The organism is Escherichia sp. MOD1-EC5189 (assembly GCF_002966045.1).
Taxonomy (GTDB): Bacteria; Pseudomonadota; Gammaproteobacteria; order Enterobacterales; family Enterobacteriaceae; genus Escherichia; species Escherichia coli_F.
Window position 1 is genome coordinate 119,123 of sequence record NZ_PTRX01000001.1, and the last position, 12,238, is coordinate 131,360.

The window sequence follows — 12,238 nt, forward strand, 5'->3', positions numbered from 1 at the left end:
TTAGTCATTTCAAATCATGGGGTTATTTTACTTTAGCGAGAAATATCAACATGTTATGTGTTTTATTTAATTGAATGGGCTGTTTTTTTATGGAAGAATTGAGGCAAACGTAGGAATCTGACATTTTGAATCAGAAGGTACTGTTTTAACGAGGCTTTTTTTTCCACACCCCTTTAAATCGAGCAGCATTACTGGCTGTGTATCTGACAGTATGCTGAATATTTCGATGACCCAGATAATCCTGAAGTAGTCGGGTATCGACACCATTGTCAGCCAGAGCAAATCCACAGGCATGACGTAACATATGAGGATGTGCTTTTACAGCTAATCCTGCACGTCTTCCTGCCTCACGAATGATCGAAAAAAAATGTTGTCTGCTGATAGGGCGGCGTTTCCGGGAGAGAAAAAGCCAGTCTCCTTCAACTCCATTTTCAATTAACTTCCTCTGCTTAAGCCACAACTTGATCAAATTATATTCATCAGGAAGAAGAGGATGTGTTGTCGAGAAACCATTTTTAATACGCCGAATATTAAGTTGTTTTCCTGATGCATCAATATCGGATAAACGTAAATCAAGAAGTTCACTGGCCCTAAAACCGTGAATGAAAGCCATCATAATTAGACAGCGATTTCTTTCAGGAAAGGACATGCTCTGGGCTGCATCCATCACCCTGTAGACTTCATCCTGTGTGAGATATTTTCTCGTCATACGCCACCGTGTACAGTTGTAAAAAAAAGAGGCACACCCAGATAAGTGTGCCTGCAATCAGAACGTTATCGATGTAATTTCATTATCTCATTAATAAGATTTTTTGAATAGTAGTTCTACGCAATAGATTAAATATGAAATATTTATTGTGCGGTTTTTCTACAACTCATTTTTAATGCGCGATTTTTTCTACAATGATGTGAAACAAAAAATATTAAAACCCTGAGTCAAGGAGCGGGGGTGAATGTGTATTACGTCTAATGTTTTAGTGATGTTCAATAGTCTTGATTTATTTAATGTTATTTTTACGTAAAATAACTTTTTCTGCATATATTATTGATTTTATTTGTTTTTTATACGTTGCAAAGTAAGGGTGCAGAAAAGAAAAGATCTTTGACGTTAATAATACTAATTTACAAATATATCTTATCATAAAATTTTCTTTACTTTTTGGTTGTGAGGAAATCATCGTTCATGGACGCTACCAATAAATTAGAGATGTTCTCTTGAATAATTTTTTCTGATTGCAAATCTCAGTTTGTTTGGTTTTTGTTCATTTGTTTAAGTGTATTCCAACACTTTTAATTTTATGCAAAAACGTACTAACAATTTTTTCTTATCAATTGATAATAAATAAAAAATAAAATGTTAGAGAAGCGATAATCTTGTGATAAAAAATATTTAATCATGATGACTGATTAAAGAAGGGTAAAAATAAATCGCTGCTAATAAATTATACGAACCGTGTTTAAAGCTCCACGTAGTTTTTGGGTCTGACTTATTTTTATACTCGCCACAAGCCCCCTTTGTGTGCATGATAACCGAATAAATTGAGTTTTTTAGCGTAGACCTGATATTACTCCACGCTTTGGGATAAATACGCCCGGCTTACGCAGTTGATCGCTGACCACTGCTAACCGGGAGTGGGAAAGAACAAGTAACCCTAGCCAGGAGCACTGGTTGCGTGATTCTTAAGCTGAGTGGCATTACACTTGTGGTTTATCAGTGTATCCATAGCACCATCATCCGCCAGATTGAGCGAATCGGCTTAAAGTTTGATGGCGGGACTGCGGATATGAAGCATGAGAGTTACCTATGTTTTTTATATAAGGATTCGGTCCTCATCGTAGAACGGTAACTCTCAATCTTGTAAGTTCCTGCGTTAGTTCAAATCACGACTCATTTTTTTCGCTCTCACCGGCATCCCATTTGCCACAAAATATCTTGCCGTGCTCCTCGGCAACGCTTCTCGTCCGCGAATCATATCCGCCATTTTCTCGCCAATCATAATGGTCGTGGCGTTCAGATTGCCGGTGATAATCTGCGGCATAATTGACGCATCGACTACGCGTAATCCTTCCAGCCCGTGCACGCGGCCTTCGCCATCCACAACGGACATCTCGTCGTACCCCATTTTGCACGTACCGCATGGGTGGAAGGCGGTTTCGGCGTGATTACGCACGAACTCATCGAGCTGCTCATCTGTCTGACATTCCGCGCCGGGGCTAATTTCGCGGCCACGGTATTGATCCAGCGCCGGTTGATGCATGATCTCGCGGGTGATGCGAATCGCGTCGCGGAACTCCTGCCAGTCCTGTTCGTGCGACATGTAGTTAAACAAAATCGCCGGATGCTGGTGCGGGTCGCGGGATTTAATCCGCACATGCCCACGGCTTGGCGAGCGCATCGATCCGACGTGGCACTGGAAGCCGTGCTCTTTCACTGCATTCGAGCCGTTATAGTTAATCGCTACTGGCAGGAAATGGTACTGAATATTCGGCCACGCAAATTCCTCTCGGCTGCGAATAAATCCGCCTGCTTCAAAGTGGTTGCTGGCACCAACGCCGGTGCCGCCAAACAGCCACTCCGCACCGATTTTCGGCTGATTCCACCACTGCAGGGCAGGGTAGAGGGAAACCGGTTCTTTGCACTCATATTGCAGATACATCTCCAGGTGATCCTGAAGATTTTCGCCGACGCCAGGTAATTCATGCACCAGCGGAATATCAAACTCCGCCAGCAGTCCAGCGTTGCCGACGCCGGAGCGTTGCAGGATTTGTGGTGAGGCAATCGCGCCTGCACATAACAGCACTTCTTTGTTGGCCGTTGCGCGGGTTGGGATGGTGCTGTCGCCTTCCAGCCACTCGACGCCTACCGCGCGTTTGCCGTCAAAGATAATGTGATCGGTCATGGCGTGAGTTCGAATAGTCAGGTTCGGGCGCGATTTGGCCTGATCGAGATAACCCCGCGCGGTGCTGGCGCGACGGCCCTGCGGCGTGACGGTGCGGTCCATCGGGCCGAAACCTTCCTGCTGATAACCGTTAAGGTCTTCTGTGCGCGGATAGCCCGCCTGCACGCCCGCCTCAATCATCGCTTCAAACAGTGGATTGACACCCGGTTTTGAGGTGGTCACGCTTACCGGGCCATCAGCGCCGTGGTAGTCGTTCTCGCCCACATCGCGCGTCTCGGCCTTGCGGTAGTAGGGCAGGCAGTCGAGGTAGCTCCAGTTCTCCAGACCGGGTTCTTTCGCCCAGTTATCGAGATCCAGCGCGTTACCACGGATGTAACACATGCCGTTGATCAGTGATGATCCACCAAGCCCCTTACCGCGTCCGCACTCCATGCGACGGTTGTTCATAAACGGTTCCGGCTCGGTCTCATACGCCCAGTTATAGCGTTTACCCTGTAGCGGGAACGCCAGCGCAGCGGGCATTTGGGTACGGAAGTCAAAGCGATAGTCCGGGCCGCCCGCTTCAAGCAGCAGCACGGTAGTGTTCGGATCTTCAGTCAGACGTGTCGCGAGGACGTTGCCGGCAGAGCCGGCGCCAATAATGATGTAGTCAAATTGCAAATAAACCTCCTGGTTAGAATATGGACTGGAATTTAGCCATCTCAACCTGGATGGACTTCACCTGGGTATAACTCTGGAGCGTCATCACGCCGTTCTCGCGACCAATGCCGGAGTGTTTGTAGCCGCCAACGGGCATCTCAGCGGGGGATTCGCCCCAGGTGTTGATCCAGCAAATACCCGCTTCCAGCTGATGAATGACGCGATGCGCGCGGTTCAGGTCCGCCGTCACGATGCCCGCCGCCAGGCCGTAGTCGGTATCATTGGCGCGGCGAATCACTTCGTCTTCAGACTCATACGTGAGGAGCGACATCACCGGGCCGAAGATCTCTTCGCGCACGATAGTCATTTCGTCGTGGCAATCGGAGAATACGGTCGGAGCAACCCATGCGCCGTTATCGAAGCCATCGCCTTTCAATACATCGCCGCCGCACAGTACGCGCGCGCCTTCCTCTTTGCCTTTGGCGATGTAACGCAGCACGTTATCGCGATGCGGGAAGCTGACCAGCGGGCCGAAGTTAGTTTGCGGATCGAAAACGTCGCCCGCGCGAATGCGCTCAACGCGCGCCAGAATCTTTTGTTCAAATGCGGCTTTGCATTTCGCCGGAACGAAGACGCGGGTGCCGTTGGTACACACCTGACCGGAGCTGAAGAAGTTCGCCATCATGGCGATATCAGCGGCGAGATCGAGATCCGCATCGTCGAAAACGATCAGCGGTGATTTACCGCCCAGCTCCATGGTCACTTCTTTCAGGGAGGAAGCCGCCGAGTTAGCCATCACTTTTTTGCCGCTGGCGACACCGCCGGTAAATGACACTTTGGCAATGCCCGGATGCTCGGTCAGATACTGCCCGGTTTCCGCGCCGATGCCAGGCAACACGTTAAATACGCCGTCCGGCAGGCCCGCTTCGCTGTAAATTTCGGCCAGCTTTAACGCGGTAAGCGGGGTGACTTCGCTCGGTTTGAAAATCATCGCGTTGCCTGCCGCCAGCGCCGGTGCGGATTTCCACAAAGCAATCTGAATCGGGTAATTCCATGCGCCAATTCCGGCGACCACGCCCAGCGGTTCACGGCGGGTATAAACAAACGACGTTTCGCGTAGCGGGATCTGGCTGCCTTCCAGCGCCGGGATCAGCCCGGCGTAGTACTCCAGTACGTCCGCGCCGGTAACGATATCGACGGTTGAGGTTTCTGAATACGCCTTCCCGGTGTCGAGGGTTTCCAGTTTAGCGAGTTCGTCATTGCGTTCGCGCAGAATATCAACGGCCCGACGCAGAATGCGCGAGCGTTCCATGGCGCTCATCGCCGCCCAGATTTTTTGCCCTTGTTGGGCACTCTTCACGGCGCGATCGACATCCTCACGCCCGGCGGCCTGCACGGTCGCCAGCACGTTACCGTTGGCCGGGTTAATGGTCTCGAAGGTGCGACCGCTGGTGGCGGAGGAATAACCACCATGTATATAAAGCTGCTGTTCTGCCATTCGGGACATCACGTCTCCTCGGTTAATCGGTGGGTAAATGCTGAGTAATAAAGTGACGGGTCAGCGAGTGTGCGAGAGATTTATTCAGCGGTTTACCGCTCAATGCCGCGCGCAGCCATAAACCGTCAATCAGCGCGGCCAGGCCATAACCTGCCTCCTGTGCCTCTTTGCGCGGTAACTCGCGGTGAAATTCGCTCACCAGATTCGACAACAAGCGGCGGCTGCTCACCTGCTGCAAACGGTAAAGCATCGGCTGATGCATACTGCTGGCCCAAAACGCCAACCAGGCTTTCATCGCAGCATTACTGACCTGCGTCTCATCGAAATTCCCGTCAACAATCGCCTGTAATCGCTGCTCAGGGCTGCCATCCGGTAGCGCGTGTAAGCGGTTCAAGACCGCGTCACGCAGCTGGCTGGTGATATCACGCATGGTTGCTTCCAGCAGACCATTTTTATCTTTGAAATAGTGGCTAATGATCCCGGTGGAAACGCCCGCCCGGCGGGCGATCTGCGCGATCGTCGCATCGTGCATACCTACTTCATTTATTGCTTCCAGCGTGGCGTCGATCAGTTGTCTGCGCCGGATCGACTGCATCCCCAATTTGGGCATTTTTGCCACTCCATTCATCAGCGTTGTTAATCTATTAAAGCCGTTATTGATTGGACGTTCAATATAAAATGTGTCTTAATTGTTACTAATTTGATTTTAAATGGTAACAATAAAAGTGGGGATACTGGATGACAGACCTTTCGCACAGCAGGGAAAAGGACAAAATCAATCCGGTGGTGTTTTACACCTCCGCCGGACTGATTTTGTTGTTTTCCCTGACAACGATCCTGTTTCGCGACTTCTCGGCCCTGTGGATTGGCCGCACGCTGGACTGGGTTTCTAAAACCTTCGGTTGGTACTATCTGCTGGCGGCAACGCTCTATATTGTCTTTGTGGTCTGCATCGCTTGTTCGCGTTTTGGTTCGGTGAAGCTCGGGCCTGAACAATCCAAACCGGAATTCAGTCTACTGAGCTGGGCGGCGATGCTGTTTGCTGCCGGGATTGGTATTGATCTGATGTTCTTCTCCGTTGCTGAGCCGGTCACGCAGTATATGCAGCCGCCGGAAGGCGCGGGACAGACAATTGAGGCCGCGCGTCAGGCGATGGTCTGGACGCTGTTTCACTACGGCTTAACCGGCTGGTCGATGTATGCGCTGATGGGCATGGCGCTCGGATACTTCAGCTATCGTTATAATTTGCCGCTCACCATCCGCTCGGCGCTGTATCCGATTTTCGGTAAACGGATCAACGGGCCGATTGGTCACTCGGTGGATATTGCAGCGGTGATCGGCACCATCTTCGGGATTGCCACCACGCTCGGCATTGGCGTGGTGCAGCTTAACTATGGCCTGAGCGTACTGTTTGATATCCCGGATTCAATGGCGGCGAAAGCGGCGCTGATCGCCTTGTCGGTGATCATCGCAACGATCTCTGTCACCTCCGGTGTCGATAAGGGCATTCGCGTGTTATCGGAACTCAACGTTGCGCTGGCGCTGGGGTTGATCCTGTTCGTGCTGTTTATGGGCGACACCTCGTTCCTGCTTAATGCGCTGGTGCTGAACGTTGGCGATTACGTTAACCGCTTTATGGGCATGACGCTCAACAGTTTCGCCTTTGACCGTCCGGTTGAGTGGATGAATAACTGGACGCTCTTCTTCTGGGCATGGTGGGTGGCATGGTCGCCGTTTGTCGGCCTGTTCCTGGCGCGTATCTCGCGCGGGCGTACCATTCGCCAGTTCGTGCTGGGCACGTTGATTATTCCGTTTACCTTCACACTGTTATGGCTCTCGGTGTTCGGCAATAGCGCGCTGTATGAAATCATCCACGGCGGCGCGGCATTTGCCGAGGAAGCGATGTTCCATCCGGAGCGCGGCTTCTACAGCCTGCTGGCGCAGTATCCGGCGTTTACCTTTAGCGCCTCCGTCGCCACCATTACTGGCCTGCTGTTTTATGTGACCTCGGCGGATTCCGGCGCGCTGGTGCTGGGGAATTTCACCTCGCAGCTTAAAGATATCAACAGCGACGCCCCCGGCTGGCTGCGCGTCTTCTGGTCGGTGGCGATTGGTCTGCTGACGCTTGGCATGCTGATGACCAACGGGATATCCGCGCTGCAAAACACCACGGTAATCATGGGGCTGCCGTTCAGCTTTGTGATTTTCTTCGTGATGGCGGGATTGTATAAATCTCTGAAGGTAGAAGATTACCGCCGTGAAAGTGCCAACCGTGATACCGCACCGCGACCGCTGGGGCTTCAGGATCGCCTGAGCTGGAAAAAGCGTCTCTCGCGCCTGATGAACTACCCAGGAACGCGTTACACTAAACAGATGATGGAGACGGTCTGTTACCCGGCAATGGAAGAAGTGGCGCAGGAGCTGCGGTTGCGCGGCGCGTACGTGGAGCTAAAAAGCCTGCCGCCGGAAGAGGGACAACAGTTGGGGCATCTGGATTTGTTGGTGCATATGGGCGAAGAGCAAAACTTTGTCTATCAGATTTGGCCGCAGCAATATTCGGTGCCGGGCTTTACCTACCGCGCACGTAGCGGTAAATCGACCTACTACCGGCTGGAAACCTTCTTGTTAGAAGGCAGCCAGGGTAACGACCTGATGGACTACAGCAAAGAGCAGGTGATCACCGATATTCTCGATCAGTACGAGCGGCACCTGAACTTTATCCATCTCCATCGTGAAGCGCCGGGTAATAGCGTGATGTTCCCGGACGCGTGATTGTTGTTGCATAAAACCGCGCCATGTCTGCATATGGCGCGGTTTCTCTTACCTCTTGATACGTTATATCTGTACAGTTACGCCCTTAGTATCGATTGATGATTGCCAGGCAACAGATAATAAAAAAGAAAAGAACTATTGAAGCCCAAACACTACGTTTGGACTGTTGTGAATGTTCAATAAGCTTAGTCTTATTTAATGTAAATATTGGTGCTAATTTGAAATGACGCTTTATTCATGGGGAACGCGTAGCGCAAATCAACTAAAATCAATGTAACTGTTTGTTGTTTAAGGTTTAATTGTCTGTGTCTGATATTTTATTGATTGTTTTAAATATTGTTTTTATTGTCATTGTTATAATGTTGGCTATCTATTGCTGAATGGATTCAGCCTTAAAAGGCAGGTTGTTAAGGGATTGGCATAGAGTAATGACGTGTATGCATAACCAACATCTTTACTCATTATGTCATTGAATGTTGACGCTATGTGTTTATGAGGTTGAGGTATTTTCAGTTGATCTGGATTGTTAAATTCATATAATGCGCCTTTACTCATGAATGGGCGTCAATACGTAGTGGGAAATTATAAATATCGAAATAGTCCAACTACTTCTTTATTACCAAAAATGAGTATCTGAATTTTAATATTGCATTCTTGCGTGATTATCTCCTGAGTTTGACTTGTGATTACCTTTTTAAGGTATTTAGCGTAACTGTTTTTGAGCGAGCATCAGAGGTAAAGATAATCTTCTTGATAGTGATGTGGGATGTTATACGTATGGCATCGCTAATGTTTATGGTTACCCCTTATGTGTGCTCAGGAATCCACAGGTAATCACTCATACTGAACAGCGATAAAAGATAAAAGGTGTGTTCATGAATTCATGTGATTTTCGTGTTTTTCTGCAAGAGTTCGGTACAACGGTTCATTTGTCATTGCCTGGTAGCGTATCCGAGAAAGAACGACTGCTACTCAAGCTGCTGATGCAGGGAATGTCTGTAACAGAAATATCACAGTACAGAAATCGCAGTGCAAAGACCATTTCACATCAAAAGAAACAGCTCTTTGAGAAACTGGGGATTCAGAGCGATATTACTTTCTGGCGGGATATTTTCTTTCAGTACAATCCGGAGATCATATCCGCCACGGGTAATAATAGTCACAAATATATTAATGATAATCACTATCACCATATCGTCACGCCTGAAGCCATCAGTCTGGCGTTGGAAAATCACGAATTCAAACCGTGGATCCAGCCCGTTTTCTGCGCGCAGACAGGGGTACTGACGGGCTGTGAAGTGCTTGTTCGCTGGGAACATCCGCAAACGGGAATTATCCCACCGGATCAGTTTATTCCTCTGGCGGAGTCATCCGGTCTTATTGTCATAATGACTCGCCAGTTGATGAAACAGACTGCGGATATTCTGATGCCAGTAAAACATTTGCTGCCGGACAATTTCCATATTGGCATCAACGTCTCGGCAGGATGTTTTTTGGCCGCAGGATTTGAAAAAGAGTGTCTGAACCTGGTCAAGAAATTAGGTAACGATAAAATCAAGCTGGTTCTTGAGCTAACGGAACGCAACCCCATTCCGGTAACGCCAGAAGCCAGAGCGATATTTGACAGCCTTCATCAGCACAACATTACCTTTGCGCTGGATGACTTTGGTACGGGTTATGCGACCTATCGTTATCTGCAGGCGTTTCCGGTCGATTTTATTAAAATTGACAAGTCGTTTGTGCAAATGGCGAGTGTTGACGAAATCTCCGGTCATATTGTGGACAATATTGTCGAACTGGCGCGTAAGCCTGGTCTGAGTATTGTGGCGGAAGGGGTAGAAACTCAGGAACAGGCGGATTTAATGATTGGTAAAGGCGTACACTTTTTGCAGGGCTATTTGTACTCTCCGCCAGTACCGGGTAATAAATTTATCTCTGAATGGGTAATGAAAGCAGGTGGTTGATGTAAACCGCTATTCACAGCGCATCGGGAGGTTGGCAGCGATTAATTCTCCCGATGCAGTAAATCCTGATAGATCCCCGTTAATATGCCATTTGGCGAAAATTGTTTTTTAATCCACTGCGTCACCTGACCGGTGGCAGAGTGCTGGGTCGCCAGTAACATGCGTGAATCCTGGCGCGGATTATGGATTTGTCGGGTAACCAGCAGGGATTGCGCCATCGCCTCACGGACCATGTAATCCGGCAAAAAACCAATTCCTTCGCCTAAAATCTGGCACTGACATTTGGTGTTGAAATCTGGCACCAGAATCGACTCCTGCCCATGCAGCAACCAGCCCACTTTTTTATTAATCGTATGCGCGGTGTCTTCCACCATGATATTAGGATAGAGACGCAGTTGGCTTTCGGCGATGGGTTCCGGCACAAAGGCTAACGGGTGATCCGGGGCGATAGCAAAAGCCCAGCGAATCGCGCCAATCTCCGTGTAATCAATGCCGCCGCCGTCCAGCAGCGTGTCGGGTGCGCCGATAGCGATATTCGCCTGATTATTAATAATCGCATCCCAGACGCCATTATACACTTCGGTGGTGACGGTAATCTGGCAGGTTGGAAATTGCTTTTTCAGTACCTGTAATAAGCGTGCGGTGTGTTTGGGCGTATAAAGCAGCTGATTAATACAAATACGCACACGCGCTTCTATGCCCTGCGAAATAGTATCGATGCTGCGTTTGATGGCGTGAAAATCATTCAGCAGGTCGGTAGCTTTGCGGAAAAAATAACGCCCGGACTCCGTTAACTCAATGCTGCGGGTACTGCGAGTGAACAGCACCACATCCAGCCCTGTTTCCATTCGCTTGATGGTGTAGCTAATGGCGGAAGTGGTTAAACCCAACTCTTCTGCGGCTTTACTGAAGCTGCCAAAACGCGCAGCGGTAGTAAATGCCAACAGATTCTCTTCGGTAAAAATTGAGTTCATTAAACCATTCCCGCCATTATCTACTATGAATTTCTCCAGCTATGACTGTAGAGGTATCGGTTAAAGATAGATAATCATTTTTGAATAACTTTTAATACCCGTCGCGTTTAGTCGTCGCTTCGCTTAATTTTTGTCCGCCATATTCTGAAATTATCCCCACGCAGTTACCCGCCAGAAAACCCAGTAATGTCACCGTCCAGTTCATCCCGCTGGCAAAAAATAGCGTCATGCCGAGAAAGCCTCCGGGAATAAAAGACAGTAAACCGAAACGTCCTTGCCAGACCACCACCGCCGAGAAGGGTACAGTCGTAATCACGCTCGCCCAGAAGCCGGGAATCCCACTCACCGAGGCCAGCCAACCGGCAGCCAGCGCGGCGAAAAACGCCCACACCATCCCGGAATAATTAACCGCCAGGCTTCTGATAAACCCCGATTTACCGCCGCCTGCGGCATAAAAACTGCAAAAGGCGACGAAGCCAATGGTTCCTAATAATTCCCATCCCTGAGAGAGCCCGACATGTGAAGACACTAACTGCCAAAGCCCTGCACAAATACCGACGGTGACACCCGTTGCCGTGAGTCCGTTCATCTTGTTCCCCTCTGGTTAGACATGGACGAAAGCTACTCTTACATGTGCAGACTATAGAGAAATAAAACCTGATTGAGTGAAAGGGTATCGGGTCAAAGAAACAAATATTGCACTACCGCACACTGCGAAAAGATTGTTGAACATCATTCAACAAAAAGGCGAAATACGGCGAATTAAATTTAAGCGGGTTCTTTTATCAGATTATCGTTGCTATTCTCAATTCATCGAAAACAGCCACAAAAACCAGGGGAATGTTAATGAGTATAAAAAATCTACCTGCCGACTATTTATTGGCTGCGCAACAGGGTGATATCGATAAAGTAAAAACCTGCCTTGCTCTGGGTGTCGATATTAATACCTGCGATCGCCAGGGGAAAACGGCAATTACGCTGGCAAGTTTATATCAGCAATATGCTTGCGTTCAGGCGTTAATTGATGCCGGTGCGGATATTAATAAACAAGACCAGACCTGTTTAAATCCTTTTTTAATGAGCTGCCTGACCGGCGATTTAACCCTGTTACGGATTATTTTACCGGCTAAACCCGATCTTAATTGCGTCACCCGTTTTGGCGGTGTCGGCCTGACGCCTGCCTGTGAAAAAGGCCATTTAAGTATTGTAAAAGAGCTTTTGGCGCATACGGAGATTAACGTTAACCAGACCAACCATGTTGGCTGGACGCCGCTACTGGAAGCAATTGTGCTTAATGATGGCGGGATAAAACAGCAGGCGATTGTCCAGTTATTGCTGGAACACGGTGCCAGCCCGCACATGACGGATAAATATGGCAAAACGCCGCTGGAACTGGCGCGGGAACGAGGCTTTGAAGAGATTGCTCAGTTGCTTATTGCTGCAGGCGCATAACCCGGGAGGCTTGCTATCGACACACCAGAAAGACGGTGT

Annotated in this window: 9 protein-coding genes; 3 read left to right on the top strand and 6 right to left on the bottom strand. The window is 49.0% G+C overall.

Annotated elements, in window-relative coordinates; genetic code table 11:
• Positions 1 to 145: 145 nt before the first annotated feature.
• From ipbA to betI, 4 genes are all read right to left on the bottom strand, one after another.
• Positions 146 to 709 carry a tyrosine-type DNA invertase IpbA gene (gene ipbA, locus ATB02_RS00645; protein ID WP_105270917.1) on the bottom strand — a complete coding sequence of 188 codons (564 nt, stop codon included), beginning with the start codon at positions 707 to 709 and terminating at the stop codon, positions 146 to 148.
• 1,162 nt (positions 710 to 1,871) lie between these two features.
• Positions 1,872 to 3,560: a choline dehydrogenase gene (gene betA, locus ATB02_RS00650; RefSeq protein ID WP_105270918.1), complete on the bottom strand. Its 1,689-nt coding sequence runs from the start codon at positions 3,558 to 3,560 to the stop codon at positions 1,872 to 1,874.
• Positions 3,561 to 3,573: 13 nt separating this feature from the next.
• The gene (betB, locus tag ATB02_RS00655) at positions 3,574 to 5,046 is read right to left on the bottom strand and encodes a betaine-aldehyde dehydrogenase (RefSeq protein ID WP_105270919.1); all 1,473 of its coding nucleotides are present in this window, start codon (positions 5,044 to 5,046) and stop codon (positions 3,574 to 3,576) included.
• A gap of 13 nt (positions 5,047 to 5,059) precedes the next feature.
• On the bottom strand, positions 5,060 to 5,647 hold the full coding sequence (gene betI / locus ATB02_RS00660) for a transcriptional regulator BetI (RefSeq protein ID WP_001353423.1): 588 nt from the start codon (positions 5,645 to 5,647) through the stop codon (positions 5,060 to 5,062).
• Positions 5,648 to 5,775: 128 nt separating this feature from the next.
• On the opposite strand from betI, the gene betT reads away from it, so the two are divergent.
• Both betT and pdeL read left to right on the top strand, forming a co-directional pair.
• Positions 5,776 to 7,809, top strand: coding sequence for a choline BCCT transporter BetT (betT, locus tag ATB02_RS00670; RefSeq protein WP_105270920.1), 2,034 nt, complete (start codon positions 5,776 to 5,778; stop codon positions 7,807 to 7,809).
• A gap of 875 nt (positions 7,810 to 8,684) precedes the next feature.
• On the top strand, positions 8,685 to 9,773 hold the full coding sequence (gene pdeL, locus ATB02_RS00680; protein ID WP_001305451.1) for a DNA-binding transcriptional activator/c-di-GMP phosphodiesterase PdeL: 1,089 nt from the start codon (positions 8,685 to 8,687) through the stop codon (positions 9,771 to 9,773).
• Between the two features lie 41 nt (positions 9,774 to 9,814).
• Here the strand turns inward: pdeL and ATB02_RS00685 are convergent, their stop codons facing one another.
• Positions 9,815 to 10,747 carry a LysR substrate-binding domain-containing protein gene (locus ATB02_RS00685; protein ID WP_001084390.1) on the bottom strand — a complete coding sequence of 311 codons (933 nt, stop codon included), beginning with the start codon at positions 10,745 to 10,747 and terminating at the stop codon, positions 9,815 to 9,817.
• Positions 10,748 to 10,838: 91 nt separating this feature from the next.
• On the bottom strand, positions 10,839 to 11,336 hold the full coding sequence (locus ATB02_RS00690; protein WP_105270921.1) for a DUF1097 domain-containing protein: 498 nt from the start codon (positions 11,334 to 11,336) through the stop codon (positions 10,839 to 10,841).
• 257 nt (positions 11,337 to 11,593) lie between these two features.
• Between ATB02_RS00690 and ATB02_RS00700 the strand changes: the two genes are divergently transcribed.
• Positions 11,594 to 12,199, top strand: a complete 606-nt coding sequence (locus ATB02_RS00700) for an ankyrin repeat domain-containing protein (protein ID WP_000023647.1) — start codon at positions 11,594 to 11,596, stop codon at positions 12,197 to 12,199.
• Positions 12,200 to 12,238: the final 39 nt, after the last annotated feature.

What these genes read in the sequence shown, in the direction of transcription:
- ATB02_RS00700 (WP_000023647.1), top strand. Translation starts at nt 11,594, where the DNA reads ATGAGTATAAAAAATCTACCTGCCGACTATTTATTGGCTGCGCAACAG.
- pdeL (WP_001305451.1), top strand. Translation starts at nt 8,685, where the DNA reads ATGAATTCATGTGATTTTCGTGTTTTTCTGCAAGAGTTCGGTACAACG.
- betI (WP_001353423.1), bottom strand. Translation starts at nt 5,647, where the DNA reads ATGCCCAAATTGGGGATGCAGTCGATCCGGCGCAGACAACTGATCGAC.
- ATB02_RS00685 (WP_001084390.1), bottom strand. Translation starts at nt 10,747, where the DNA reads ATGAACTCAATTTTTACCGAAGAGAATCTGTTGGCATTTACTACCGCT.
- betB (WP_105270919.1), bottom strand. Translation starts at nt 5,046, where the DNA reads ATGTCCCGAATGGCAGAACAGCAGCTTTATATACATGGTGGTTATTCC.
- ipbA (WP_105270917.1), bottom strand. Translation starts at nt 709, where the DNA reads ATGACGAGAAAATATCTCACACAGGATGAAGTCTACAGGGTGATGGAT.
- ATB02_RS00690 (WP_105270921.1), bottom strand. Translation starts at nt 11,336, where the DNA reads ATGAACGGACTCACGGCAACGGGTGTCACCGTCGGTATTTGTGCAGGG.
- betT (WP_105270920.1), top strand. Translation starts at nt 5,776, where the DNA reads ATGACAGACCTTTCGCACAGCAGGGAAAAGGACAAAATCAATCCGGTG.